Annotated in this window: 26 protein-coding genes, 1 other RNA gene and 1 riboswitch; of the genes, 9 read left to right on the top strand and 18 right to left on the bottom strand. The window is 57.9% G+C overall.

Annotation, left to right across the window (positions count from 1 at the left end; translation table 11 throughout):
- Positions 1–19 precede the first annotated feature (19 nt).
- The 6 genes from GS632_RS00325 to GS632_RS00300 form a co-directional block, all read right to left on the bottom strand.
- Complete coding sequence (locus tag GS632_RS00325) at positions 20–892, bottom strand: DmsC/YnfH family molybdoenzyme membrane anchor subunit (protein ID WP_171721940.1); 873 nt, start codon at positions 890–892, stop codon at positions 20–22.
- Entirely contained in the window at positions 892–1,641 is a 750-nt protein-coding gene (locus GS632_RS00320) for a 4Fe-4S dicluster domain-containing protein (RefSeq protein ID WP_171180175.1), read from the bottom strand. Before GS632_RS00320 ends, GS632_RS00325 begins: the two co-directional genes overlap by 1 nt.
- A 91-nt stretch (positions 1,642–1,732) precedes the next feature.
- A complete protein-coding gene (locus GS632_RS00315; RefSeq protein WP_171721939.1) occupies positions 1,733–4,552 on the bottom strand; it encodes a molybdopterin oxidoreductase family protein in 2,820 nt (939 codons plus the stop codon).
- 90 nt (positions 4,553–4,642) lie between these two features.
- The gene (pta, locus tag GS632_RS00310; protein WP_171721938.1) at positions 4,643–5,650 is read right to left on the bottom strand and encodes a phosphate acetyltransferase; all 1,008 of its coding nucleotides are present in this window, start codon (positions 5,648–5,650) and stop codon (positions 4,643–4,645) included.
- A gap of 21 nt (positions 5,651–5,671) precedes the next feature.
- A complete protein-coding gene (gene xsc, locus GS632_RS00305) occupies positions 5,672–7,447 on the bottom strand; it encodes a sulfoacetaldehyde acetyltransferase (protein WP_171180169.1) in 1,776 nt (591 codons plus the stop codon).
- Positions 7,448–7,570: 123 nt separating this feature from the next.
- Positions 7,571–9,031, bottom strand: coding sequence for a PLP-dependent aminotransferase family protein (locus GS632_RS00300; RefSeq protein ID WP_171721937.1), 1,461 nt, complete (start codon positions 9,029–9,031; stop codon positions 7,571–7,573).
- A gap of 133 nt (positions 9,032–9,164) precedes the next feature.
- Between GS632_RS00300 and GS632_RS00295 the strand changes: the two genes are divergently transcribed.
- Complete coding sequence (locus tag GS632_RS00295; RefSeq protein ID WP_171180164.1) at positions 9,165–9,473, top strand: helix-turn-helix transcriptional regulator; 309 nt, start codon at positions 9,165–9,167, stop codon at positions 9,471–9,473.
- Positions 9,466–10,497, top strand: a complete 1,032-nt coding sequence (locus tag GS632_RS00290) for a permease (RefSeq protein ID WP_171620029.1) — start codon at positions 9,466–9,468, stop codon at positions 10,495–10,497. Before GS632_RS00295 ends, GS632_RS00290 begins: the two co-directional genes overlap by 8 nt.
- A gap of 56 nt (positions 10,498–10,553) precedes the next feature.
- Here the strand turns inward: GS632_RS00290 and GS632_RS00285 are convergent, their stop codons facing one another.
- Positions 10,554–10,943: a hypothetical protein gene (locus GS632_RS00285; RefSeq protein ID WP_171180160.1), complete on the bottom strand. Its 390-nt coding sequence runs from the start codon at positions 10,941–10,943 to the stop codon at positions 10,554–10,556.
- Positions 10,944–10,993: 50 nt separating this feature from the next.
- Entirely contained in the window at positions 10,994–11,755 is a 762-nt protein-coding gene (locus GS632_RS00280) for a DUF1013 domain-containing protein (RefSeq protein ID WP_171180158.1), read from the bottom strand.
- Between the two features lie 130 nt (positions 11,756–11,885).
- On the opposite strand from GS632_RS00280, the gene GS632_RS00275 reads away from it, so the two are divergent.
- A complete protein-coding gene (locus tag GS632_RS00275; RefSeq protein WP_171721936.1) occupies positions 11,886–12,527 on the top strand; it encodes a ribonuclease T2 in 642 nt (213 codons plus the stop codon).
- Here GS632_RS00275 and GS632_RS00270 read toward each other — a convergent pair.
- On the bottom strand, positions 12,524–13,012 hold the full coding sequence (locus GS632_RS00270; RefSeq protein ID WP_171236039.1) for a hypothetical protein: 489 nt from the start codon (positions 13,010–13,012) through the stop codon (positions 12,524–12,526). The two genes, GS632_RS00275 and GS632_RS00270, sit on opposite strands and share 4 nt — an antisense overlap.
- A gap of 206 nt (positions 13,013–13,218) precedes the next feature.
- On the opposite strand from GS632_RS00270, the gene GS632_RS00265 reads away from it, so the two are divergent.
- Positions 13,219–13,716 (top strand): lactoylglutathione lyase family protein, encoded by a 498-nt coding sequence (locus tag GS632_RS00265; RefSeq protein ID WP_171721935.1) that lies wholly within the window; start codon positions 13,219–13,221, stop codon positions 13,714–13,716.
- A 69-nt stretch (positions 13,717–13,785) separates the two neighbouring features.
- Here GS632_RS00265 and recR read toward each other — a convergent pair whose 3' ends face one another.
- The 4 genes from recR to GS632_RS00245 all read right to left on the bottom strand — a co-directional run bounded on the left by recR (position 13,786) and on the right by GS632_RS00245 (position 17,602).
- Entirely contained in the window at positions 13,786–14,379 is a 594-nt protein-coding gene (recR, locus tag GS632_RS00260) for a recombination mediator RecR (protein WP_171180150.1), read from the bottom strand.
- Between the two features lie 61 nt (positions 14,380–14,440).
- Complete coding sequence (locus tag GS632_RS00255) at positions 14,441–14,794, bottom strand: YbaB/EbfC family nucleoid-associated protein (protein WP_171180148.1); 354 nt, start codon at positions 14,792–14,794, stop codon at positions 14,441–14,443.
- An 87-nt stretch (positions 14,795–14,881) separates the two neighbouring features.
- Complete coding sequence (locus tag GS632_RS00250; RefSeq protein ID WP_171721934.1) at positions 14,882–15,751, bottom strand: TauD/TfdA family dioxygenase; 870 nt, start codon at positions 15,749–15,751, stop codon at positions 14,882–14,884.
- A gap of 87 nt (positions 15,752–15,838) precedes the next feature.
- Complete coding sequence (locus GS632_RS00245) at positions 15,839–17,602, bottom strand: DNA polymerase III subunit gamma/tau (RefSeq protein WP_171721933.1); 1,764 nt, start codon at positions 17,600–17,602, stop codon at positions 15,839–15,841.
- Between the two features lie 172 nt (positions 17,603–17,774).
- On the opposite strand from GS632_RS00245, the gene GS632_RS00240 reads away from it, so the two are divergent.
- On the top strand, positions 17,775–18,275 hold the full coding sequence (locus GS632_RS00240; RefSeq protein WP_171180143.1) for a protein-tyrosine phosphatase family protein: 501 nt from the start codon (positions 17,775–17,777) through the stop codon (positions 18,273–18,275).
- Between the two features lie 2 nt (positions 18,276–18,277).
- Here the strand turns inward: GS632_RS00240 and GS632_RS00235 are convergent, their stop codons facing one another.
- The gene (locus GS632_RS00235) at positions 18,278–18,685 is read right to left on the bottom strand and encodes a hypothetical protein (RefSeq protein ID WP_171721932.1); all 408 of its coding nucleotides are present in this window, start codon (positions 18,683–18,685) and stop codon (positions 18,278–18,280) included.
- Between the two features lie 90 nt (positions 18,686–18,775).
- Positions 18,776–18,998, bottom strand: a riboswitch (cobalamin riboswitch).
- Positions 18,999–19,130: 132 nt separating this feature from the next.
- Here GS632_RS00235 and GS632_RS00230 point away from each other — a divergent pair.
- Complete coding sequence (locus GS632_RS00230; RefSeq protein WP_171721931.1) at positions 19,131–19,988, top strand: hypothetical protein; 858 nt, start codon at positions 19,131–19,133, stop codon at positions 19,986–19,988.
- A gap of 36 nt (positions 19,989–20,024) precedes the next feature.
- Here the strand turns inward: GS632_RS00230 and rsgA are convergent, their stop codons facing one another.
- The 3 genes from rsgA to GS632_RS00215 form a co-directional block, all read right to left on the bottom strand.
- A complete protein-coding gene (rsgA, locus tag GS632_RS00225) occupies positions 20,025–21,053 on the bottom strand; it encodes a ribosome small subunit-dependent GTPase A (protein ID WP_171721930.1) in 1,029 nt (342 codons plus the stop codon).
- A gap of 158 nt (positions 21,054–21,211) precedes the next feature.
- Positions 21,212–21,310: signal recognition particle sRNA small type (gene ffs / locus GS632_RS00220), an RNA gene on the bottom strand.
- Between the two features lie 39 nt (positions 21,311–21,349).
- Positions 21,350–23,203, bottom strand: a complete 1,854-nt coding sequence (locus GS632_RS00215; RefSeq protein WP_253284401.1) for a bifunctional 2',3'-cyclic-nucleotide 2'-phosphodiesterase/3'-nucleotidase — start codon at positions 23,201–23,203, stop codon at positions 21,350–21,352.
- Positions 23,204–23,401: 198 nt separating this feature from the next.
- On the opposite strand from GS632_RS00215, the gene nudC reads away from it, so the two are divergent.
- Together nudC and GS632_RS00205 are read left to right on the top strand one after the other, a co-directional pair.
- Positions 23,402–24,385, top strand: coding sequence for an NAD(+) diphosphatase (gene nudC / locus GS632_RS00210; RefSeq protein WP_171620015.1), 984 nt, complete (start codon positions 23,402–23,404; stop codon positions 24,383–24,385).
- 37 nt (positions 24,386–24,422) lie between these two features.
- On the top strand, positions 24,423–24,890 hold the full coding sequence (locus tag GS632_RS00205) for an SRPBCC family protein (RefSeq protein ID WP_171721929.1): 468 nt from the start codon (positions 24,423–24,425) through the stop codon (positions 24,888–24,890).
- Positions 24,891–25,045: 155 nt separating this feature from the next.
- On the opposite strand, the gene GS632_RS00200 is transcribed toward GS632_RS00205, so the two are convergent.
- A complete protein-coding gene (locus GS632_RS00200; RefSeq protein WP_171180131.1) occupies positions 25,046–25,879 on the bottom strand; it encodes a prephenate dehydratase in 834 nt (277 codons plus the stop codon).
- 120 nt (positions 25,880–25,999) lie between these two features.
- Between GS632_RS00200 and GS632_RS00195 the strand changes: the two genes are divergently transcribed.
- Positions 26,000–26,512, top strand: coding sequence for a cytochrome c family protein (locus tag GS632_RS00195; RefSeq protein ID WP_171180413.1), 513 nt, complete (start codon positions 26,000–26,002; stop codon positions 26,510–26,512).
- Positions 26,513–26,650: the final 138 nt, after the last annotated feature.

Raw genomic sequence — 26,650 nt, 5'->3', positions numbered from 1 at the left:
TCGGGGGCAGAGCCCCCTTTTAGCGTTTCCCGTAGTATAGCCCTACGACATGTTCTGCCTGCGCAAAGAACAACCAGCGGGACGTCGCCACACCCGCCAGATGCGACGCTACGGCCAGCAACGCAAAGACGTGATTGAACGGTAAAACCAGCAGCAACACCGGCAGCACAAAGGCCAGAACAAACGAGATGATCCGCAGCTTCTCGGCATGTTTGCGACCGACTACGTGCACAAATTCCCGCAGCAGATAGTTGGTTCCGGTATGCGGTGGTTCAAAGGCGCGGACAGATCCGCGCGCGCCAAGACCAGTCGCGGTGCCCAGATCGGTTCCCGAGGATGCAAAGGCCTGATCCCCTTTGCGCCAGTACAAGATCTGTACAAGCGCGGCGATCAGAAGCAGTGGAATAGCAACGCTTGTTTGACCAGCCAGCAATGCACCACCCGCCAAGCTAAAGCTAAGGAACATCACTGGGGTCAGGTTCATGTTCCAGCGCGGGATGGTTTTGAGCTGTGTGTAGATCATCGACGTGGTGAAAACAGTTGCCAGCGAGAACAGCGCACCGATCAAGCCCAACAGGCTCCATTTCTGATCCAGAAATACCAGGCCAAGCGCGTAGAGGCCCATGAAAATCAGGGCCAGAACAGCGCACCAGCCTTCGCGGCTGAGCCAACTGGTCTTCCATTGGGTAAAGGCTTTCCAAGCGCGCTCCGGGTGGCCCAGATGGAACGTTGATGCCATCAGCCCGCCGACAGCCAACGCATAGGCGATGGCAAAGAAGACAAAAGCTATCCAGCCCGAGACGGCTGGAAACCCGAGGCCCAGGAAGACCAACAGGCCAAAACCCAGTCCGGACAAAGTGGTGAAGATAATGACGGAGGGTGCAGGATGCATTAGAGTTTCTCCAGCGTCTTGTCGAGCCAGCCGAGGAAACCTTTGGGTTCTTCAGCGACCGGCGCCAACAGGGGTGCCAATATGTCGATTTGGTCTTCAACCGTATCCTTGGGGCGCGGCGGCAGGTATTTGTTAACGGGTTTGGTGCCCATTTCGGGCATCAGATCCATGCCACCCCGGTCTGCAACCAGCTTGCTGACGTCGCTGTCAGGATCGCCCAGATCGCCAAAGTGCCGGGCACCAGCGGGGCAGGTGCGTACACAAGAAGGGACACGATCCACCTCTGGCAGGTTTTCGTTATAGATTCGGTCAACGCAGAGCGTACATTTTTTCATGACGCCTTCGGCCTGATCCAGCTCGCGCGCGCCGTAAGGGCACGACCAAGCGCAGAGGCCGCAGCCGATGCAGTCGCTTTCGTTCACCAAAACGATGCCGTCTTCAACACGCTTATAGCTGGCACCAGTCGGGCAGACGGTGACGCAGGGCGCATCTTCGCAATGCAGGCACGACTTCGGGAAGTGGATTAACTGCGCGTGACCTTCCGCAGGTTGCACTTCGTACGAATGCACCCGGTTCAGGAACGTGCCCGAGGGGTTGGCGCCATAGGCGTCCTGGTCAGACAGAGGCGCGCCGTAGTTTTCGGTGTTCCAGCCTTTGCACGAGATCACGCAGGCGTGGCAGCCCACGCAGGTGTCCAGGTCAATGACCAGACCCATCTTGCGCTCGGTGGATGTGGGGAGCTGGGTCATGACTGCCTTGCCTCCGCGATTGTGGTGAGGGCGGGCTGGGGCTCAGCCCCAGACCCCGAGGTATTTTGGGCCAGATGAAAAGCGGATCGGGTCATTTTCCCACCTTCCACGCCAGGTCTTTCGGACCTTGGCCAACTGGTGATTTGATCGGTGCAAATTCCGGCTGGCTTTCTGTATCTGAAGGCGGTGCGGCCTTTTCGAGTTTGACTTTGAGGTCAAACCAAGCGGCCTGACCGGTGATCGGGTCGGAATTGGCCCAGCGCAGACCGTCGCCCTTTGCTGGCAGAAGCTCGTGGATCAGGTGGTTCAGCAGGAAACCCTTGGTGGCTTCGGGCGCGTCCTCCTGCAGGGCCCAAGCGCCTTTGCGTTTGCCGATGGCGTTCCAGGTCCAGACGGTGTTGTCGTTCAGTGCCGCCATTTCCATGACCGGGACCGTGATCTCTCCGTGCGGAGACGTCACCTTGGCCCAATCGCCGTCCTGCAGCCCGTGCTCGCGCATCAGCTTGGTCGGCACGTAGAGCGGGTTGCGCCCGTGCAATTGGCGCAGCCAGGCGTTCTGGGTGCCCCAGCTGTGATACATCGCCATCGGGCGTTGGGTCAGGGCATTGACGGTGAAGCCCTCGTTGCCAGTCTGATCGGTTTCGTACCAGATGGGCATCGGGTCCAGCGTCTCTTTTATGCGCGCGCGCAGATGATCCGGCGGTTGACGTTCGCCATGGCCTTCGGCGGCCAGCTGGAATTTGCGCATCGGTTCGGAATAAAGCTGGAACAGGTAGGGTTGCGGGCTGTCATAGATGCCCATGTCTACGGCCCAGTCCTGATAGGCAGTGTTCCACGGCTTGTAATAATCCGCACCCTGAGGGATGTGGGCCACGTAGAAGCCGCCGTTTTCGATGTAGCGGTTCAACTGGTCCGGGTTGACCTCGCCCCGACCTTCCTTGTCGCCGTTCTCGCCCCGGAACCCAGCCAGCGGGCCGATGCCCGGTTTGCGTTCGTGGTTCACGATGTAATCGGCATAGTCCGTCCACTTGGCACTGCCGTCTTCATTGGTGAAGCCGGGCAGGCCCATGCGGTTGGCCAGATCGATCAGCACCGACTGGAACCCGCGTACGTCGCGATCAGGTTCGATTACAGGCCAGCGGATCGCGTCTGCGGCGGCTTCGGCCTCGCAGATGGGGCGGTCAAGCAGTGAGATACAATCGTGGCGTTCCAGATAGGTGGTATCTGGCAGGATCAGGTCGGCATAAGCCACCATTTCCGAACTGTAGGCATCGGAGTAGATGATGCGCGGGATCACGTAATCGCCGTTCTCATCCTTGTCGGTCAACATCTCCATGACGCCCTTGGTGTTCATGGTCGAGTTCCACGACATGTTGGCCATGTACATGAAAAGCGTATCGATCTTGTAGGGATCACCTGCGTGGGCGTTCGAGATCACCATATGCATCAGCCCGTGGCTGGACATCGGGTTTTCCCATGTGAACGCCTTGTCGATCCTCGCCGGGCTGCCATCAGCCTTGAGTGCCAGATCATCAGGTCCTTGAACAAAGCCCAGATGCGGGCCGTCCAGCGGTGAGTTCGGAGTAACCTTGCAATGTGGTTTCGGGTGCGCCTCGACCGGTTTGGGGTAGGGCGGTTTGAAGCGGAAGCCGCCGGGAACCTCGACCGTGCCCAGCAGGATCTGAAGCACATGCAGCGCGCGGCAGGTTTGGAAACCGTTGGCATGGGCCGAGACGCCGCGCATCGAGTGCATGGCGACGGGCCGGCCGATCATCTTGGTGTGTTTTTCACCGCGGAAATCGGTCCATTCGTGATCCAACTCGAACGCTTCGTCGAAGGCGACGCGGGCCAGTTCACCTGCGATGGCACGGATACGCTGGGCCGGGATGCCGCACTGATCGGCGACATTCTCGGGGGCATATTCATCGCTGAGATACCGTTCGGCCATCAGGTGGAAGACCGGGCGGTGGGTGACGCCGTCTTTTTCGTAAGTGGCCGACAAGTCCGGGCGAACACCGGGCTTGTCAAAGGCAGTCAATTCACCGGTGACGCGGTCGATGACAAGCGGTTTGCCATCCTCATCCCGCAGGAACAAACCCTTGGTCGCGCCTTCGGACGCGTCGATCAGTACCGGTGCGTTGGTGTAGCGGCTGAGGTAGTCGAGGTCGATCTTGCCTGCTTTCATCAACACGTGGATCATAGACAGGATGAACAGCCCATCGGTGCCGGGTGTGATGCCGACCCAGTCATCCGCCACGGCGTTATAGCCCGAGCGGATCGGGTTGACACCGATGACCCGCGCACCTCGAGCTTTGATTTTGCCGATACCTATTTTGATCGGGTTTGAATCGTGGTCTTCCGCCACGCCAAACAACATGAACAGCTTGGTGTGGTCCCAATCGGGTTGTCCGAATTCCCAGAACGCGCCGCCCATCGTATAGATGCCACCCGCAGCCATGTTTACGGAGCAGAAACCGCCATGCGCTGAGTAATTACATGTGCCAAAATTTTGTGCCCAGAAACTGGTGAAGCTTTGGCTCTGGTCGCGGCCAGTGAAGAAGGCCAGCTTTTCAGGATTGTCCTCGCGGATCGGCTTCAACCAGCTGACGGCAAGTTCCAGTGCTTCATCCCAGCTGATTTCCTCGAACTCACCCGAGCCGCGCGGACCAACGCGTTTCAGCGGCGCCCGCAGCCGCGACGGCGCGTTGACCTGCATGATCCCCGCAGAGCCTTTGGCGCATAGGACGCCTTTGTTGACGGGGTGATCCCGGTTGCCCTCGATATAGGCGACTTTGCCGTCTTTCATGTGCACGTTGATGCCGCAGCGGCAGGCACACATATAGCACGTGGTCTTGCGCACCTCGTCCGAAACTTTCGGAGATTTATCAAGGATCGGCTGCTGATGGGTCATTGGCGGGTCCTGTCGGTTGAGTTGGGAAGAATGTGTCAGTTTCTTCCTAATTTGAGAACACTGTTCCGAAAAACGGTGTGAATAAGTGCGTTACGTCTTTTTGGCTTGCAGGCAGGTCACAGCGATCATTTGAGTCACATCCGCGGCGGAGCATCCACGCGAAAGATCGTTGGCCGGTTGGGCCAGCCCCTGAAGCACAGGACCAATCGCGGTGTAACCTCCCAGTCTTTGAGTGATCTTGTAGCCGATATTGCCCGCATCGAGATTGGGAAAAATCATCACGTTGGCCTGACCGGCGACGGATGATCCGGGGGATTTGCGTTCGCCGACCGAAGGAACAAAAGCGGCGTCAAACTGCAATTCTCCGTCGACGGACAGATCTGGTGCGGTCTGACGTAAAGTGTCCGTGGCTTCGATCACCTTGTCCACGTCCGGGTGTTTGGCGCTGCCTTTCGTCGAAAAACTGAGCATTGCGATTTTCGGATCGATCTGAAGAAGAGTCTTTGCCGAAGCGGCCGAGGCGATGGCGATTTTGCTCAATTCAGAAGCAGACGGATTGATGACCAGACCGCAGTCTGAATAAAGCATAGCCCGTGCGTCGGGTTGGGCATTTTCCGGAGGGTACATCAGAAAAAATGACGAAACCATTCCTGCATCGGGGGCCATTCCGATAACCTGAATTGCAGCACGGACAATATCGCCGGTGGTGTGCACCGCACCGCCAACCGTTCCGGTGGCGCGCCCGCTGCGCACCAGCATGGCGGCATAGACCGGCGCTGTTTCAACGGCAGCGCGAGCCTTGGCCAAGTCGACGCCCTTGTGTTTGCGCAATTCGTAAAATGTTTGGGTAAACTCCTCGGTCAGATCCGAGGTTGCAGGGTCATGCACCGCAACGTTCTGTGAAGGAGCAGCACCTTGGTCTTTCAGGACTGCTTCGACTTCGGCTTGCGGGCCAACCAGAACAACATCGGCCAGATCGGCCTTTTGGGCGGCAAGCGCCCCCGCAACAACGCGGGGATCACTGCCTTCGCATAAAGAAATCACAGGACGGGTGGCCGGGGCGCGCTGACGCAACAGCTCGATTGGTGTTTGGGTCATGCGCGCTGGCTCCTGTTCTGCTTAGACGGCTTGCTCGCGCATGTCGTCGGCGTCGATACCGGCAACAGCTACAGGCTTTTTCATCGCGTCACGACGGAAGGGCTCACCCAGTTCTTGGTTGATCAGAGCTTCGATCAGAGTGGTGATGCCGTTTTTCTGGTCTTCAATCGCCTGGTTCAGCGCATCGGTCAGCTCTTCCTGAGTGCGAGCGACAACGCCTTTCAGTCCACAGGCCTTGGCGATACCGGCATAGGAAACCTGAGTGTCCAGCTCGGTGCCGACGAAGTTGTCATCGAACCACAGGGTCGAGTTCCGCTTTTCCGCACCCCACTGGTAGTTGCGGAAAACGATCTGAGTCACGGCGGGCCATTCCGAACGGCCAATGGCGGTCAGTTCGTTCACGGCGATACCGAATGCACCGTCACCAGCAAAGCCGACAACAGGAACGTCTGGCTGGCCGATTTTCGCGCCAACGATGGCAGGCAGACCGTAGCCACAGGGGCCGAACAGGCCAGGGGCCAGGTACTTGCGGCCTTCTTCGAAGGACGGGTAGGCGTTGCCGATGGCGCAGTTGTTGCCGATGTCGGACGAGATGATCGCCTCTTTCGGCAGCGCGGCCTGGATTGCGCGCCATGCCATGCGGGGGCTCATCCAGTCAGGCTTGGCAGCACGTGCACGCTCGTTCCAGGTGGTGCCCGGATCGTCGTCTTCGTGGGTCATCGAGGTCAGTTCCTGTGCCCATGCGGATTTCTTCTGGGCGATACGGTCCTTACGCTCTTGACGGCCTTCGTCACCTGCAGTTTCGCTCAGGCGAGACAGGATGCCGGTGGCCACTTTGGCTGCGTCACCGATGATGCCGACGCTGACGTCTTTGGTGAGGCCGATACGGTCAGGGTTGATGTCGACCTGAATGATCTTCGCGTCTGCCGGCCAATAGTTGATGCCGTAGCCGGGCAGGGTCGAGAACGGGTTCAGACGCGTTCCCAGAGCCAGAACAACGTCTGCTTCCGAGATCAGCTCCATACCGGCTTTCGAGCCGTTATAGCCCAGCGGGCCAGCAAACAGCGGGTGGTTGCCGGGGAAGGCGTCGTTGTGCTGGTAGCCAACGCAGACCGGGGCGTCCAGACGCTCGGCCAGGGCTTTCGAAGCTTCGATGCCACCTTCGGCCAGAACAACACCGGCACCGTTCAGGATGACCGGGTTCTTGGCGTTCGAAAGCATTTCTGCAGCTGCCGCAACCGCATCTTCACCGCCTGCGGGACGTTCGAATTCCACGATCTTGGGCAGCTCGATGTCTACAACCTGGGTCCACATGTCGCGCGGGATGTTCAGCTGCGCCGGTGCGCTGGCGCGCTTGGCGTTCATGATCACGCGGTTCAGAACTTCGGCAACGCGCGAGGGGTCACGCACTTCTTCCTGGTAAGCAACACAGTCTGCGAACATGCGCATCTGCTCCATCTCCTGGAAGCCGCCTTGACCGATGGTCTTGTTGGCTGCCTGCGGAGTGACCAGCAGAACCGGAGTGTGGTTCCAGTAGGCGGTCTTAACAGCGGTGACAAAGTTGGTGATGCCAGGGCCGTTCTGCGCGATCATCATCGACATTTTGCCAGTGGCGCGGGTGTAGCCGTCTGCCATCATGCCGCCTGAACCTTCGTGGGCGCAATCCCAGAAGTTGATTCCAGCTTTCGGGAACAGATCCGAAATCGGCATCATTGCCGAGCCAATGATACCGAACGCATGTTCGATCCCGTGCATCTGCAGAACCTTAACAAAGGCTTCTTCGGTCGTCATCTTCATGTGAGTGCTCTCCAAACAAGTGGGTGAAACCGGGCAGATTGCCCGGGGTTTGATAAGGTTTTGGCGTATGGCCGCGACTGGCGTTAGGGCCAAAACGAAAGCCAGATTAGGTCCAGATGCCGCTTAGGCAGTCCGAATGGCGTCTGCGATCAGTTTGACGCCCGGCGCGATGCGCTCGGTCGAGATCGAGGAGTAACCGAGGCGGTAGAAGTTCTGAGGTCTGTTCCGCCCGGAGAAAAATGGCGCGCCTGGTTCAATATGAACACCTTGGGATTGCAGCTTTAATGCAAGTTGGGTCGTGTCTACTTGTTCGGGTGCTGACATCCACATTGAGGACCCGCCAATCACGCCACGTCCGGCCACGGTCAGCCCGCTTTCTTCTATGGCTGAGTTCATTGCCGCACGCCGCTCTTGCAAAGCTTTGGACATGCGCCGGATCTGCGCGTCGTAGTGACCCAGTGATAGAAAATATGCTGCTGTACGCTGTATGTGACCAGGCGGGTGACGCAGGACCAATGACCGAAGTGCACGTGCTTCACGGATAAAAGGTTCAGAGCCGACCATATATCCAAGTCGCAAACCGGGGAACAGCGACTTGGAAAAACTGCCGACATAAATCACGCGCCCATCCCGATCCATGGATTTGAGTGCTGGGGACGGCGCACCTCGAAAAGCCATTTCAAACTCGTAGTCATCTTCGACAACCATCGCATCCAGTTCGTGGGCTCGATCCAGCAGTTGGTTGCGGCGCTCGATTGGCATTGTCGCGGTGGTCGGGCTTTGATGGCTGGGAGTCGTAAAGATGACATCGGCGTCGTCAGGGATCGCCTCAGGCGGAAGCCCGTTTTGATCGACACTCAAGGGCGTAACCGCGCAGTCCCAATGGTTCAGTAGGCTCCGGAGCGCGTAGTAGCAGGGGTCTTCAATCACGGCGGAACGATTGTGAGTCAGCAAGATACGCGACGCCAGCCAGAGCGCGTTCTGCGCGCCCAACGTGATCAGTATTTCTTCGGGGCGGGCGGTAATGCCGCGCCTGGGAAGGGTGTGGCGGGCGATGAACTCGACCAGAAGAGGGTCATCCTGATCCACGTAATCACCGGTCAGTGAATCGAAGTCCTTGTGTCCCAACGCGCGCACGGCGCACAAGCGCCAGTTGGCGTGATCAAACAAAGTCCGGTCAGCCTGTCCGTAAATGAACGGATAGCGGTACTCGCGCCAGTCGCTGGGTTTTGGCAGTACGTTGCGGTCCAGAAAACGACGCGCCAGTGCTTTGTCCCAGTCAACGGATTCTGTGCCGCGCTGGACAGGAGAGTATTTAGGTGGGACAGGCGCGTTATGCGAAACGTAGTATCCAGATCGTCCCTTAGCGGTCAGGTAATCGTTCGCCAGCAATTCTGTATAGGCCAGTGTCACCGTGATTCGACTGACGCCAAGGTGGGCGGCCAGTTTACGCGAGGAGGGTAGCTTTTCTCCTACGTGAAAGCGTCCCGACAAGATGCCTTCGGCAATCATCTGTTGGATCTGAGCCTGCAGCGTGCCCTGACCGTTGAGTTCAAGAAAGAATGTATCGACCGAAATCCCCATGCTTGCTTATAGGGTGGACCTAAGGGGTGTGCAATCTGGACTTACATGGGCGCGACGTATTTTCCGGGCCTGGGTTGACTAGAGGATTTATTTAAACTAAAAAACCAGAAATCTAGTTTAATGGAGGTGCCGCATGTGGGAAGCAGCAGCTGCCGGATTTTCCGCCATGGGCTCGGAGGCCCGGCTGAAGGTCCTCAAGACCCTGGTACGGGCTGGCGAGGCCGGTTTGACGGTTGGTGAAATACAGAGCAGGACGGGTATCGCCCCGTCGACCTTGGCCCATCACCTGCGGTTTCTTGCGGCCGGTGGTGTGGTTGAACAGGAAAAGATCGGGCGTACCACGATCAACCGGGCCAGTTACGATGAATTGAGAAACCTTGCGCAGTTCATTCTAAGCGAATGTTGCGCCGACGCGGTTGGAGAGGCTGCGAACGATGGCTGAATTAACACAAAACCCCAAAGTGACTGCCAAGGGCGCGATTGAACTGATCAAGACGCCGTGGGCATTGATCGTTGCAATTCTTGCGGCTGTGGCGGTCCTGGATCCAAGTAATCTGCGCGAAGTCATAACGTTTGCCGCCAAGGCTTTGGCGCATACAGGGCAATACATCCTGTTTGCCGTGTTGCTCTTGTCATACCTGAAGGCCACCGGTGCGGAAGTGATGGTTGCGCGCGCCTTTGAGGGGCGCGAGACCCGGATGATCTTTCTGGCCGCACTGTTTGGCGGGCTGGCGCCCTTCTGTTCTTGTGAGGTCATTCCCTTTATCGCGGGTCTTCTGGCCCTTGGGGCGCCATTGTCAGCGGTCATGGCGTTCTGGCTCAGTTCGCCCTTGATCGACCCGCCGACGCTTTTGATTACCGCTGGTGCATTGGGATGGCCCTTTGCCATTGGCAAAGCCGTCGCGGCCGTTGCTTTGGGCCTGTTTGGTGGGTTCGCGGTGCGGCTGCTGATGCGCCATGGTGCATTTGCCCAGCCTCTGCGCGAATACAAACCGGCTGGATGCTGCGGATGCGGTCCAAAACTGGATGACAAGCCAGTCTGGAAATTCTGGCAGGAGCCCGAGCGACGCGTTCGGTTCCGCTCGGAATTCGTGCACAACGGCTTGTTCCTTTTGAAATGGCTGGCTCTGGCCTATGTGCTCGAAGCGCTGTTGGTCAACTACGTGCCTGCCGACCTCATCGCTGGCGCGGTTGGTGGGGAAGGTGTGCTGCCCATCGTTGTCGCCGCTTTGGTGGGAATGCCGGCCTATCTGAACTCGTACGTCGCACCGCCACTGCTGGCCGGTTTGATGGAGCAAGGAATGACAGCAGGGGCGGCCATGTCTTTTATGGTTGCCGGTGCCGTCAGCTCGATCCCGGCGATGGCCGCTGTGTGGTCGTTGGTCAAACCCCGCGTGTTTGCGACCTACCTGAGTCTTGGTGTGGGTGGTGCGATTTTCGCAGGCATCATCTTTCAGATGGTATAAATACAAAAGCCGCCCGACGTGAGGGCCGGGCGGCTTTATTACACGGGTTCAACCCATCAGTTGTCTTCGCACAGGTGTGGCAGTTTGAACCTATACCGGGCCTCGCCACTTTCGACATATACGCGTTTCTCGATACAAGCCGTTGTGCCCACGGTTTGGGAAATTTGCCCTTCGGTCGACGTGATTGAAGTAGCAGATCCATCCGGCAACCGAACCGAGGCGATGACTCCGTTTTTAAGATCTCCGTTCACCGCAGTCGCAGTCAAAACCGGTACTGTCAGGAAGGCTTCGTGCTCGTGTTCACCTTCGTCACCCAGCAGAAACAGGAACGTGACAATAGCGATCATGACAACGCCGCCAGCCAAACCAAGACCCCAGGTTTTGAGGAAGGCATAAATCGAGACGGCGCGATGCGGGCCAAAAACAGCGGAAAAAACGTTAAGCATGGCTAGTCCGTAAAAAAGCCCCAGCCGTACCGGCCAGGGCAGATTTTGGATTATGGGCGAAGATCATCTTCGTCTTCGTCATCCGCCCCACCTTTGGGAAGGTTGAAGAAGCTGTCGGCATCGATGACCGGCTCTTCGTCTTTTTCTTCTGCTGGTTCGTCGGACAGCGAGAAGGTTTCGAGCCCTTCAATGGCCGTCGGGATTTTCGGCGCGGCATCCATTTCCAGAGACTGTTCGGTCGAGACCAGTTTGCGACGCTCATCATCGCTCATCACACCGCCTTCGGCTGCTTTCTTGGCGGCTGCTTTCTGAACGGCTGTGTCCAGCTCGGATTGTTTGCAAAGGCCCAAAGCAACCGGATCGATGGGTTGCATGTTGGTGATGTTCCAGTGGGTACGCTCGCGGATCGACTGGATTGTCGGTTTCGTGGTGCCCACCAGCTTGGCAATCTGGCCATCGCTGAGTTCGGGGTGGAACTTGACCAGCCACAGGATCGAGTTCGGACGGTCTTGGCGTTTAGACAGCGGGGTGTAACGCGGACCACGGCGCTTTTCTTCGCCAGCGGCCGAAGGATTGAACTTGAGCTTCAGCTTGTGAAGCGGGTTGTTCTGCGCCGCGTCGATCTCGTCCTGGGTCAGCTGGTTGTTGGCGATCGGGTCAAAGCCCTTAACGCCAGCAGCGACATCACCATCGGCGATACCCTGCACTTCCAACTCGTGCATTCCTACGAAATCCGCGATCTGCTTGAAGCTGATCGTGGTGTTGTCCACCAGCCATACGGCGGTTGCCTTGGCCATAAGCGGTTTTGCCATCAGCCCGTCTCCTATACATACATCTGTCCCGTCGCCGGAATGCGGCGGCCCCGGGGATTTGGGGCAGGTTTCCGTTGTCGGGGAACTTGGGGCCTATATAGTCGCGGCAAGGCAAGAAGGGAAGAGGCGAATGCGCCACGGTATTTCGGGGCTGGTATTGTGGGTCTTCAGCGCGATTGCTGCGCAGGCCGACGGCGAAAAGGCCGGAGAGTTCGACTACTATGTTCTGTCGCTCAGCTGGTCGCCCAACTGGTGCGTCCGCGAAGGTGATGCGCGTGGGTCTGATCAGTGCGATGCGCGGCATGATCATGGCTGGATTCTGCATGGCCTTTGGCCGCAATTTCACCAAGGCTGGCCGTCGTATTGCAGAACGCCGGAAGCACCGCCAACCCGACGTATGACACGCGAAATGGAAGATATTCAGGGCAGTGCAGGCTTGGCCTGGCACCAGTGGAAGAAACACGGCACCTGTTCCGGGCTGTCGGCAGCCGATTATTTCGCGCTGTCCCGGAGTACCTATGACGCGGTTGAGCGCCCGGAGGTCTTCCGTAAGCTGGACGCATCCGTGAAGTTGCCCGCCGAAGTGGTCGAAGAAGCGTTTCTGAAGGCCAATCCCGAACTAGAGCGCGACATGATCACCGTCACGTGCAAGCAAGGCTATATCGAAGAGGTCCGCCTGTGCCTGTCGCGCGACCTTAACCCCGTGCCTTGTGGCCGTGACGTGATCCGCGACTGCACCGCAAAGGACGCTCTGTTCGATCCGATTCGTTAAAGCTTTTTGTTCTGACAATCGCGGGCATAATCCAGTGCTTTGGCGGTGCCTTTGAGATCGATGGCCATGACGACCTCACCAGCCGGATTGTAGACGGTCATTGTCTTGTTCTGGGCGATTGCGTTGACGAAGCTTCTGTCGGTGAAAAACACGGTTGCGCCCGGCACGTCGCGCTCGTTGAACCCGATGGCCGTGGCATCATAGCTTTTGCCGTCCAGATCAAAGCGGATCGGATAGCTCTCACCCTGTTTAATGTCGCCCCACGCCTTGTTGTAGACTGCGAAATACCCGCGATTGCCCAATGCGTCGTAGCCCAACCTGACCACCGAGAGATCCTGATACACCGTCTGGATCAGACAGCCATTGCCAAGTGCTGGGTCCATCATGATGTTCCAGCCTTCGACGAAGCCCTTGTCGACAAGTTCCTGCGACAGGGCGGTGGTTGCAGTGAAGGTGGCGAAGGTGAGGGCGAGAAGGCGGGTCATAACGTATTCCAATCAAAGGGATCAAGTCTGAGGCATTCTACTACGCGCGCACGGAAGGCAAAGGCCCTTTTGCTTTTTAGCGACCTTTTTGACTCCGGGTCTTGATCCATGCGCAAGGGTGAACCCTGCTATGAAGGCTTGGCCAGCAACTTGAAACCCGGACGCTGACCCATAGTTTTATGCCGAAACAGATTCAGGAGCGTTCCATGTCTCAATTTCCAAGAACCTTTTCACATATCGGATTGTCGGTTCCAAATGTGGATGAGGCTGTAAAATTCTACTCCGAGGTCCTAGGGTTTTACGTCATCATGACGCCCACGGATGTGGTCGAGGATGACTCGGATATTGGCGTCATGTGCACGGATGTTTTTGGTCCGGATTGGAAAAAACTACGTATCGCACATCTGGCGACTGCGGATCGCATCGGGATTGAGCTTTTTGAGTTTGACGGGAATTACGCGCCCGAAAACAACATCGATTTCCGCAGAAATGGAACGTTTCACTTTTGCATTCAGGACCCTGACGTCGAAGGTCTGGTCGAAAAGATTGTGCAAGCCGGTGGAAAACAGCGGATGCCGATCCGGCACTATTATCCCGGAGAAAAGCCATACCGCATGGTCTATGTTGAAGACCCATTTGGTATCGTATTCGAACTCTACAGCCACTCGTATGAGCTGACCTACTCGTCTGGTGCTTACACCTGAAGCCTGCGAGCATGCTTTGATAAGCGTTAGGGCGACAATGCAGTTGTCGCGCTGGTCCAACACGACCCGCTATATTTCCTTTCGCGCCCTGAGTGCCGCGGTGATTGTCCCGTCATCCAGATAATCCAGCTCTCCGCCAATCGGCACGCCCTGAGCCAGTGAGGTCAGGCGGACCTGCCCCTCCAACTGATCGGCGATGTAGTGGGCTGTGGTTTGGCCATCGACGGTGGCGTTGAGCGCAAGGATAACCTCTGTGATCCCTTCGGCCAGAACCCGATCCTTCAGGCGCGGGATGCGCAATTCGTCCGGGCCAACTCCGTCCAGCGCCGACAGCGTGCCGCCCAGAACGTGATAGCGGCCCTTGAACACGCCAGCGCGTTCCATCGCCCAGAGGTCGGCCACGTCTTCGACGACGCACAGCTCTCCGGTTGCGCGGTCCTCGCTGTTGCAGATGTCACAGATATCGGTGGTGCCCACATTGCCGCAATTCAGGCATTCCCGAGCGGTGATTGCGACCTGCTGCATCGCGTCTGAAAGGGGCGTCAGCAGCAGGGCGCGTTTTCGAATCAGGTGCAACACCGCGCGGCGGGCCGAGCGGGGGCCAAGGCCGGGCAGTTTGGCCATCAGGTCGATCAGATTGTCGATGTCGCTGTTCGAACTCACGGTCTGTCCTGCGTATCGCCGGAGGGAAGCTCCGGCGAATCCAATTGTGAAATGATGAAAATCAGAACGGCAGCTTGATGTCTGCGGGCAGGCCCATGCTTTCGGTCAGCTTGGCCATTTCAGCCTGAGAGCGCTCGGCAGCTTTGGTCTGCGCGTCCTTGATGGCAGCCAAAATCAGGTCTTCGACCACTTCCTTGTCGTCACCGTTGAATATCGACGGGTCGATGTCCAGACCTTTGAGCTCGCCTTTGGCGGTCGCCGTCGCCTTGACCAGACCAGCCCCGGATTCACCGACAACCATCATGTTGTTCAGCTCTTCCTGCATTTCGGTCATCTTTGTTTGCAAGTCCTGCGCGGATTTCATCATCTTGGCCATGTCGCCCAGACCGCCAAGCCCGCCGAGTCCTTTCAGCATAGGTATTCTCCTGTGTCTCTGTTTGGTCTCTAGATACGGCCCGTCGAAGCGCGGCACAAGGGTTGTCCCGCCGGTCGGAGAGGTCTTTCAAACCACGCGGACGTCGTGCAAGCCGTCTGTCTCGGTAACCGAGCAGCAGATCGATTTCAGGGTTCTTGGATGGTCGTAGTCCCAGGGACGACCGCGATGCATTGTTGCGCGCTCGTCCCAGATCAATACATCGCCGACGGACCAATGGTGCGAATAGACGTATTCGGGCTGCGTGCAAAACGCGATGGCTTCGTCCAGTAGGGACTGACTTTGTTCATGCCCCATGCCTTCGATGGCAAAGGCGTGCGAGGCGATGAACAGGGCTTCTTCTCCGGTTACCGGGTTCGGCCAAATCGCGCGCCATGGGCGATCTGGCCATCGCGTCATTTTTGGCAGCGCAGCGAGGTCGGCTGAAATTTTTGAACGGGAATGCGACAACCGGTGCCAGATGATGGCGTCCCTAAGAACGGATTTCAGACGATCTGGCAAATCCGCCCAAGCGGCGCGGGTCGATGCGATCTCGGTTTCGCCGCCGGATGGCGGGACGACTTTTGCCGTCAGAATATTGATCAGCGCCGGCGTCGGCAGGAACGTGCTGTCTGTGTGCCACAACATGTTGGCCTGCAAATCCAACAGGCGCAGATCGTCTTTCGCACGCAGCCCATCCTTGGTTTTGTTTGTCAGTTCGGGAAGCTGAAACTCAACATCGCGACCCGCTGCCATGGCTTCACGGTTTTCCAATGGCCCAAAAAGTTCGGCAAGGCGAATGTGGTCCGCATCAGATATCGATTGGGCCGGAAACAAAAGCACAGAGCGGGTTTCGAATGCGCGCCGGATTTCCGGAAAGTAACGCTGTTTGGTAACGTCGCGCAAATCCAGGTCGTGAACGACCAATCCGAAACGTGGGTGCAGTGGTGATGTTCGCATGAAATCCCTCCCTGACATCATGGAAGGGTGTACCTGTTTGAAGGGTCGATCTGCTTCGTTTGCGACACGGGATCGAGCGCTTTCGGGTCAGTCTTCTTCGAACGGGTCCCACTCATCTTCAACTTCAGGAAGCGCTTCGGTCTCGACCTGGGCGGCGCGTTGTTCCGGCGTCTCGATCTTTGTGATCTTTGCCTTGGGGAATTGCGCCAGCACCGCCTGAACCAGAGGATGCTTTTCAGCTTCGGCCTTCAAGGCCAGCTCGGCCTCATCTCGCACTTCGGCAATTGTCGGAGCATCCCCGTTCGAGACGATCGAGACAGCCCATCTGTTGCCTGTCCAGCGTTGCAGGGCAGAGCCCAGCCGGGGCGCAAGGTCTGTCGGTGCCTGCGTGGCTGGGGTGAACTCGATCCGACCGGGCTGATAAGACACAAGTCGCACGCCGTTTTCCACTTCAACCAGAAGCTTCACGTCGCGGTTGGCGCGGATCAGTTCGACCACGTGCTCAAAGGTCGGGTACCGGGCCAGGGCCGTCTGAGCATCCTGTGCCAATGCGGCAACCGGCGCGCCGCTTGAACCACGTGGGGCCGAGGCGTATGTGGATGCGGGGGTGGCGCTGGCCTGCGCGGGTGTTGCACCCTGCCGAGACATCAAGGTGCCGCCGCTGGGTCCACCTGCCGGAGGCGGCGGGGCGTCCTGCAGCCGTTTGACCAGTTCTTCAGGGCTGGGCAGATCCGCCACATGAGTCAGGCGGATAACGGCCATCTCAGCGGCCATCATGGCATTGGGCGCGGCCGAGACTTCTTCGAGCGCTTTCAGCAACATCTGCCACATCCGGGTCAGAACGCGCATCGGCAGGGCCTCTGCCAGGTGCTGTCCACGGCTCCGTTCGTCCGGAGAAACGGTTGGGTCTTCGGCGGCGTCTGGCGTGATCTTCACGACGGACACCCAATGTGTGATCTCAGCCAGATCGCGCAAGACAGCCAATGGGTCAGCACCTTCTGCGTATTGGCCGCTGAGTTCCGTCAGTGCGCCTGCGGCGTCGCCCCGCAGGATCATGTCCATCAGGTCCAGAACGCGGCCACGGTCCGCAAGGCCCAGCATTGCGCGAACCTGTTCGGCAGTGGTTTCACCCGCCCCGTGCGATATCGCCTGATCCAGCAGCGAGGTTGCATCCCTTGCAGACCCTTCCGCGGCGCGCGTGATCAGCGCCAGCGCATCTTCTGCGATCTCAGCGCCTTCCGCTGACGCGATCTTTTGCAGAAGGCCGATCATATCCTCGGGTTCGATCCGGCGCAGGTCAAAGCGCTGACAGCGCGACAGAACTGTGACCGGCACCTTGCGGATTTCAGTGGTTGCAAAGATGAACTTCACATGCTCGGGCGGTTCCTCAAGCGTCTTGAGCAGCGCGTTGAAAGCGCTGGTCGAAAGCATGTGGACCTCATCGATGATGTATATCTTGTAACGCGCGCTGGCGGCGCGATAGCGGACACTGTCGATAATCTCGCGAATATCGTTCACGCCAGTTCGGCTGGCGGCGTCCATCTCCATCACATCGACGTGGCGGCCTTCCATGATAGCTGCGCAGTGTTCGCATTGGCCGCAAGGTTCGGTCGTCGGGCCGCCATTGCCGTCGGGCCCGATACAGTTCATACCCTTGGCGATGATCCGTGCGGTGGTGGTTTTACCGGTTCCGCGAATGCCGGTCATGATGAAAGCCTGCGCAATCCGGTCCGCTTCGAACGCGTTTTTCAGGGTGCGCACCATGGCATCCTGACCCACCAGATCGGCAAAGGTTTCCGGGCGATATTTGCGGGCGAGAACCTGATAGGCGGGGCTGGGCGTGTCGGTCATGTTTTCTCGGTCGGATTCGGTGCTTCGGCTCAGCGTAGTGGTCGCTGCCTTCCGCGTCCACTGCGAGGCGCGATGATTTTTGATTTAGATTCTGACCGGATTCGCACTAAGCTGGTCCAACAAAATTTATGGTGCATTTTCGTTAAGAGTTCTTGGTGGAGGACACTGGTTTATGTCGCAACTGGTTATCTATGCCCTGCAAGTCGCGGGGGGTACACTTGCCCTGACATCGATGCCCGGACGGGGCGGGGATTATGAAAGGGATCTGGATACGATTGCCGCATGGAAGCCGGGGCTGGTTGTTTCAATGACAACGGACGTCGAGATGCTCCAAAACGGGGCGCAGGAATTCGGCAGCGATATCCAAAGCCGCGCCAGCCGGTGGGTGCATCTGCCGATCGAAGACTTTGGCGCCCCTACGCCTGCAGTTGAAGAGGCGTGGCCCTCGATCAGCGCGGCCGCCCGGCATGCTTTGACGGGTGGAGGGCGGGTACTGGTGCATTGTCGGGGCGGCTGCGGCAGGTCGGGAATGGTTGTTCTGCGGCTGATGGTCGAATGCGGCGAACAGCCAGACAAAGCCCTGGAGCGTTTGCGGGCGCTGCGTCCTTGTGCCGTGGAAACAGACGCCCAATTGGCCTGGGCAGCACAGAATTTTCAGGCTCAAGTCGTATAGTCTTAGGCCGAAATCTGTTCAGGCGCGTGCACGGGTTTGCGAGGCCGCAGCTTTGCAACGTCGATCATCGCGCAGGGTGGGTCTGTAATGATGCCGGATGGCAAGGTGCTGAACGTGTTTCCAAAGATCAGATCGGCGTAAGCGTTCAGGTCCTGCGGCTCTGCTTCAGGCTGTGTATCGCAAAAGATGCGAATTCTGTCTGATTGCGCTCGGAAAGTTGCGTGGCATCCTTGCGTGCAATGTGACAATTCACTGCCACCTTCGAACTCGAACCCGTCGCTTGTGGCGGCTGTGGCCTGCTTCATCGCCTCGGAAATTGAGCGTGCCAGCCGCGCCAGGGCAGGGCAGGTTTTGCCCGTCCGCTGACACACCGTTGCACTGTATTCATGCGTCTTCGTCTTCCAGATCATCCTGCGCCCTCCGCGCGTGGTGGGCAGGAGAGTTGGGTCAGGTGGGACGGCAACGTGCTGTCAGGACCTGCCCGGACACCCCGCCCGAGTTTCGGTTTCAGTTCCGATGGCAGGTCTCCTGACTTGCGGGTCATGGCTTTGCCGACCTTCCCAGCCTTTGGGGCCAGTGGTGTTTTGGCATCGCTCACCGCTTACAGTTGCGGGGGCAGTCGCGGATTTGGTTTGCGCCCGGATGACCAGACTGAACCGCACCGTGTTCCCTTTTCATCCCGACCCCTTGTGGGGGACAGGAACCATCACACAATCGCTAGCGTCTGATCCGGTTCCGAGTCAAGCTGATCTTTTACCCCGACGTGTGGTCATGCTGGATGGGGGGAACGTTCCTCTTTAGTGTTTAAAAAATTGAAGCCAAGCAATTCAGTTTTTCAGTGCAGGGTCAGGGATCATGTTGGACGCAGAGCAGACGGTGTCGGCTGAAGATTTCCTTTTCCCATCCGGGTCCACGACCCTTGCAGCACGGTTGTACCGACCGCTGTCAGAGCCTGAAACCGTGGTTGTGCTGAATAGTGCAACGGGTGTGCCGCGCGACTATTATCGCCACTTCGCGCATTGGCTTGCGGCAGAGCGAGGCATGGCATGTCTGACCTATGACTACCGGGATTTCGGGCATTCTCTGACCGGTCGCATGAAAGATGCGCGTGCGACAATGGCGGATTGGGCCTTGATCGATATGCCAGCGGCGCGGGCGGAAATGCGCAGGCGTTATCCCGATGCGCAGCAATGGACCATTGGTCATTCCGTTGGTGCGATGCTGGGGCCTGTTCAGCCCGACATCGACCAAATCGATCGGATGATTTGCGTGTGTTCGGGGCTCGTAACCCTCAGTGATCACCCATGGCCTTACCGTGGATTGGCCGGTGTTTTCTGGTATGGACACGCACCGGTACTGGTCAAAGCACTTGGCTATCTGCCGGGAAAGGCGATCGGGTTTGGTGCGGATTTGCCGGCCTCAGTCTACTGGCAATGGCGCAAATGGTGCACGGCTCCTTTGAATTATGTACCTGAAATCGGACAAAACCTTCCTGAGGCGCGTTGGGACGGCTCCGGTAGACCCGTGGATTTGTTCACTTTCGAGGACGACCAGATGGTCCCGCCCGAAGCTGTCTGGCGGCTTGCCGACCTTTATGGCGCCGAGGCTAAGCGGCACCTGCTTAGGTCTGATGACTTCGGATTGTCAGAGATTGGCCATATCGGAGCTTTTGCTCGGCGTAATGCGGCAGTTTGGCCGAGCCTGATCGCGTGATCAGGCTCGACTTTTGAATTACCGAGCACCTTTCGCTTAGCGCCCTTTATGCAGTTTTCGATCCTTCATGACACCCCGCACCATCTTACCGAACGCTTTGTCCCGTGCCCGGGATTGGGCGACGGTTTCCGAGTTGCGCTGATCTTCGCGCCGAAGCTTTCGCCATCGATCCAAGCGGGCAGGGTCAAGCACGCCTTGTTTGATCGCCCGCTGTACGGCACAGCCTGGTTCGGATTCGTGCTGACAATCTGAAAAACGGCAGTTCAGGCCAAGTTCGGTGAGGTCCGAGAACACCTCGTCGATACCGTCCTGAGCTTCAAGCAGACGCAATGCGCGCATTCCAGGCGTATCAATCAGCCAGCCGCCGTTGCGCATCCGATGTAACGCGCGCGCCGTGGTTGTGTGCCGACCGCGAGCGTCGTTCTCGCGAATACCTGATGTCGCCAGATCCTGATCGGTCAAGCCGTTGGACAATGTTGTCTTGCCAACACCTGACGACCCAACCAGTGCTCCGGTCTGGCCTTTGGGGCACCAGGATAAGACCTTTTCCATTTCCGTTAGGTCCAGCGCGTTGATCGCCAGAACTGTCAGAAACGGGTCCAGAGCCTGCACCTGTTCCGAGAAACGATTGGGGTCATCCGATTGGTCAGCCTTTGTCAGGACAACAACCGGGTAACATCCTGCCTGATGTGCAAGTGCCAGATAACGCTCTAGCCGGGGCAGGTTGAAATCAGCGTTGCACGAACTGACGATGAACAGCACATCGACATTGGCAGCGATCAGTTGCGTCGCAGCGCCTGTACCGGCGGCGCGTCGGTGTAACAGGCTGCGCCGGTCGAGTAGATGTTGCACGCGATTGTCGTCGTCCGTGAGAACCCAGTCTCCGACGGCATAGCTGCCGGTCGATTGATCAAGGGTCAGCAATGGAGTTTCGCCCTGCGGGTTCAGCCCGATCAGGCGGTCCCTATGAACGGAAGCGATGCGAAAAGGCGTGCACGAAGGATGAGCCGCGTGTTGCGCGGCAAAGTGAGAGGACCATCCAAGGTCCGAAAGTGAAGAATTCATTGGTCTGCCTGTTGTCAGAAACAGCAATCCCAACGGATGGCGATCGCGCATCCCCGGGTCATGTGTTCAGGCAGTCAGCAAGTAGTGTGAGATCAGAACCGCGCTGCCCGAAGGGTTTTTGTTACAATCATAAAGCCCTCCTGTGGCTAAGGTTCATGAAGTGAGAGGTTGGACATCGACCCAAGCGGGGCTCGTTGTGGCTGCTTCCTTCCGGACCTGACCAGGTTGGCGAGGCGCTCGCCCGCGCCAACCTCTCGAGTCTGGATATAGGGAAGGTGTGGGCAAAAGACAACCCGTCAGAATGTCAGGCGAATACGTTCGAACCCATTGGAATCTGATTCCAGCAGTCTGGCTTTGAACGGGCGCAATTCGTTAATGTGTTTTAACGCACCCGGACCGGTTCGAAGCACGGATTGTGTACCTGTTTGGGGTGCCAGCACAAAAGGATAAGGTTGCTGCGCGATTGGATCAGGCGGAAGGCGATCGGACAGGTAATCCCGCACCAAATCCTTGATGTCCAGCGACGGCAGATTGATGCGTTGGGCCGTGGAAGCGGCGGGGAAATGCCCACCACCGCTGACGCGGTAATTGTTGCTGGCCAGCACTAATCTCTGTTCAGGAAGAACCGGCTGGCCTGCGTATTTCAGGTCGCGAATCCGTCTGTTAGCAGGATCGATCATGCGCCCCTCGGCGTTGAAGCGCGCTGGTTGCGACGGATCAATTTTATAGGTCAGGCCAAAGATGACGTCGAAATTGTACCCGGCGCGTTCGGGGTTGATCAGATCCGTTTCGACATCACAGGCAAGCTGGTTGAACATGCTTGCCGACATTTCAAGCCAGTCCAGCACATCTGCGCCGCTGATCTGGATGGCACGCAATTCGTTGGGAAACGGATACAGATCCGCAACATGACGCAGGCATATTTCTCCTGCCGGAACATCCGTAAAGTGCCTGGGGCCTGCGCGGCCGCCGCTTTTACCGGGAGCCACGACTGACAAAAGCGGTAATTCGCCCGGGGCGGATCCATGCAGGAAAGGACGCAGAGCTGCAGCCTGTGCCGCGGCAACCAGGGCCAGCCCGCGATCTGGTGCGCAGAAGCTGAAATAGCTGTGCATGGTGTCAGCCACGTGCGCCACAGGTTTGGCCACTGCGCGACGGGTTTGACGATGGGCATTGGCAACAAGGCGCACCAAGTCATCGTCTTCATCGACCTCAGCGCCATTTTCACAGACAGGGTGCAGTTCAACGTGGCAATCCGTAACGCTGAACCCGGCATCTGGCCGAGGTGTAACAACCAGATCGATTACGCCAAGATACGACCCCGCGGAACCGGCCATGACAACCGGTGTTTCATGTATCAACCCTTTTTCCTGATCGAGATACGAGGCGTCGCCGTGGCCGCCGCCTGGAAAGGTCAAGTGAGTGTGCCCGGCGACAATTGCGTCGATTCCATCTATAGCTGCCAGGGGGATGACGGCGTTTTCCATGCCTTCAGAAGCATCCGCCGGACCCAGGCCTGAATGGGCCAACATCACTATCAGATCACACCCTTGATTGCGCAGAAGCCCAGTCAGGTCGCGCGCGGTTGAGAAGATACCGCTGGCTGTTACCTCTCCGTTCAGGTGATGTTCTTCCCAGCGGACGGTCTGGGGGGGAAGACCAGAAATAAGGCCGATGCGAATGGGTGTCTCGGTGCCGTTCACAGATACGGTTCGGTCCAGGATTGCATGGCTATGCCAGATCTGATTGCCGCCCGAGCGAAGCAAGTTGCTGCACAAAACCGGGCATGGCGCTTGTGCGAGGATGTCGTCCAAGGTTGACAGCCCAAAGCCGAAATCATGGTTTCCAAGGCCGATGGCGTCGTAACCAAGCGCCGCGAACGCCTGCATCATCGGATGCGGTGTGTCGTTACGGACAGCCCATTCGCCCAGAGGTGTACCCTGAATAGAATCTCCGTTGTCCACCAAAAGGACCAACGTGTCATGGGCTTGTTGACGGGCGTTTCGGATCAGGCTGGCGGTGCGCGTTAACCCAAGCGTCGGGTCCTGGGTGTCCGTGTAATAGTCAAAACCTGTCAGGTGCATATGCAGGTCAGTCGTTGCCAGAATGCGAACACGCCCGTAGTTTTTCGCGGGGCGTACCTGCTTCAATGGGTTTTGCTTCACTTTGGATAGTCTGCTTTTGAAAAGGGTTATTGATTAAATAGCATAGAGCGTAACTTAAATGATTTTTCCGAGGCCGCCATGCGGCTTTTCGACGGCGGCGATGTGTAGCGCAAAGGATTGAATTGCCATTGCAACGCAGGCTGTGACATGACAGCCCTGTGCCCCGAACCAAAAGGAAACCCAATGAAACACGCAGAGCAGGTGACGTTTGGCGGCTCGGGTCTGGATCGGGCGGCCCATATTCGCGGGAGCGCTGAACTTCTGGCAGAAGCGACAAACAACCCGGCCGCGCAATGCATGATGGTGTGGCGCGGCAAAGTTCTGGTTGAAGGTGACGGGCTGGATCAGCTTGCTTTGCTGCCTATGACGCATTCGTTGGTCAGTGACGGCCCCGAAGGCGTAGTTGAGGCCCCGGTTTTTTTGGGTTTGACCGCCGAAGATGCGCCTTTGTTTGCCTTGGATATCTCGGCCTGGACGGCCGAAGGTCTGGACCTGACCGGACTAGGGGAGTTCGTAGACAAATCTGAGCAGCAGCACCCGGATTTGCCGGATGGGTATGTTTTTGCCGAGTTGCGCCGGATCATGACGCGATTGTCAGCGCGGGATGCGGAACTGGCCGCGATGGCTAAGGCAGTGATCGGCTGGCACGAAACGCATCGATTTTGCGCGCGTTGCGGTGCAGCCAGTGAGATGTCGCAAGGCGGTTGGCAACGCAGTTGTCCATCATGTGGCGGGCAACACTTCCCACGTACCGACCCTGTTGTGATCATGTTGATCACATATGGGGAGAATGTGCTGATGGGGCGGTCTCCGGGTTGGCCCGAGGGGATGTTTTCGTTGCTGGCCGGCTTTGTCGAGCCCGGAGAAACCTTGGAAGCTGCCGTACGCCGCGAGGTAATGGAAGAGGCGGGCGTGCCGGTCGGGGAAGTATCCTATCTGTCCAGCCAGCCCTGGCCATTCCCGGCTTCGTTGATGTTCGGCTGCGCGGGTGAGGCACTATCGTGTGACATCGCTATTGATCCCGTCGAGATCGAAGAGGCGATGTGGGTGAGCAAATCCGAGATGATGCAGGCCTTTGCCGGGGACCATCCAACTCTGTTGCCCGCTCGCAAAGGTGCAATCGCACATTTTCTTCTTGAGAACTGGCTTGCGGATACGCTGGACTGACGAAATATTGGCGCGGCCATAAACATCGAAGGGTATCATGCAGTTTTCAGCCCGTGAGGATATCGAAGCCCCAATCAACGCGGTATTCGACATGGTGTCGGATTTCGAGCGGTTCGAACGCATGGCCATGCGCCGGGGGATCGACGTAAGGCGCTCAGATGCCGAGGCGATCTTTGCTGCGGGAACTGAATGGCAGACAGAGTTCAAGCTGCGCGGCAAGTTGCGCCAGATGTCGGTGATCATGGCGGGCTACGACCGGCATTCGCAAATGCGTTTCGAGGCCAACAGCAAGGGCATGACCGGCCTGACAAGTGTGGATTTTCTGGCCCTGTCACCGCGCAGAACGCGCCTGAGCCTCGAGATGTCACTGGCGGCCAAAACCTTGCCTGCACGCCTGTTGTTGCAATCTGTAAAGTTGGGCCAATCCCGGTTTCGCAAACAGCTGCAATCCCGGCTGAGTGAATTTGCACGCGAGTTGGAGCAGCGCCATCTGCATGGCGCATAACAAAACGCTGTTGCGCTGTTACATTGTGCGATTGAGCAAAAGAGGCAGGTTGTCGAGTTGAACGGCCACAAGCGCTAGCGTGATGATCGCTTGCAAGGAGGCTGGGCGCAGCAACCTGCGCCAATCCAAATTTGCCCAATCGAAGGAATTGTTACCTATCCGCGCGGTTGCGCGGCTGGGTAAACGCCCAGTATTTCAACGTTGGTCGTGAAATGCTCTAACTCGTCCATGGCCAGTTGTACATTCCGGTCGTCGGGATGCCCGACGATATCTGCATAGAACTGTGTCGCGGTGAAGGATCCGTCGACCATATAGCTTTCCAGCTTGGTCATGTTGATCCCGTTGGTAGCAAAGCCGCCCATCGCCTTGTAAAGCGCCGCCGGGATATTGCGGACCTGAAACACAAAGCTGGTGATCATGCCATGTTCGCCGCGACGTGTCAGATCGAACTGGCGGGACATCACAAGGAAACGGGTCGTGTTGTCGTCACTGTCCTCGATGTGGCGGGCCAGCACATTCAGGTTGTAGATCTCACCAGCCAATTCGCTGGCCAGCGCTGCAGAGTGGAGGTCGCCCACCTCAGCCACTTCGCGTGCCGCGCGGGCGTTGTCGGGGCTGACACGCCCGCGAATGTCGTGCTTTTTCAGGAACCCCGCGCATTGCGGCAGCAGCACCAGATGAGAATGTGCCTCGGTGATATCTTCCAGTTTTGCGCCGGGGACGCCCAACAAGTTGATATGTACCCGCACAAATGCCTCGCCGATGATATGCAAGCCGCTATGAGGCAACAGCCGGTGAATATCGGCGACCCGTCCGTAGGTTGTGTTTTCGACCGGAAGCATCGCCAGATCGGCCGCGCCGGAACGAACCGATTCGATCACATCTTCGAAAGTACGGCAGGGCAGGGCCTCCATATCGGGCCGCGCGTTGCGGCACGCCTCGTGACTATAGGCGCCCGGTTCACCTTGAAATGCGATGCGATTGGTCATTTGGTCGATTCCATGCAACAAGTTCGCGATTTGGTCGTTTCGTCGCGGTGTCTATACCTTGCCTCTCGTAAGGGGAAGCCTTAGACAGCAGCCCAGACAGCTGAAATGGACTCGCGATCAATGTTCGACACGATGACAGTTACCAAGGCCGCTGCAGGCCTGTTCGGCACTTTCCTGGTGCTGCTTCTGGCCAAATGGGGGGCGGATGTCCTCTATTCTTCCGGTGGCCATGGCCACGCTGAGGCCGCCTACATTATCGAAACCGAAAGCTCGGGCGAAAGCGCCGACGGTGAAGAAGTGGTCTTCGAAGACCTGCTGGCCGCCGCTGACGTTGAGAAAGGTGCCAAGGTTTTCCGCAAGTGCACCGCGTGCCACAAGCTGGAAGACGGCGCAAACGGAACGGGCCCATACCTGTACGCTGTTGTGGACCGCCCTGTTGCATCGGCCAAGGGCTTTACAGGTTACTCGGCCAGCATGCAGGCCCACGGCGGCAACTGGACGCCTGAGGCGCTGGATGCCTTCCTGGAACGCCCAAGCGCCTACATCTCGGGCACATCGATGAGCTTTGCGGGTCTGAAAAAGCCGCAGGATCGCGCAGACGTGATTGCCTATCTGCAGACAATCGGCAACTGATTGCCAGTCAGATCAAAGCTTTCCAAAGCCGCTGCCCCATGCAGCGGCTTTTTTTGTCTGAAGGAAACTTCACAAAGCGCTCACGCATTCTAAACTTGAATCTGTCAGCGTTGGCACTTTAGCTAGCGGTTACGACAT

This window comes from Ruegeria sp. HKCCD7296, assembly GCF_013110775.1.
Classification (GTDB): domain Bacteria; phylum Pseudomonadota; class Alphaproteobacteria; order Rhodobacterales; family Rhodobacteraceae; genus Ruegeria.
Note: the sequence above shows the minus strand (reverse complement) of the source record. Positions and strands in the feature narration are given on the sequence as shown.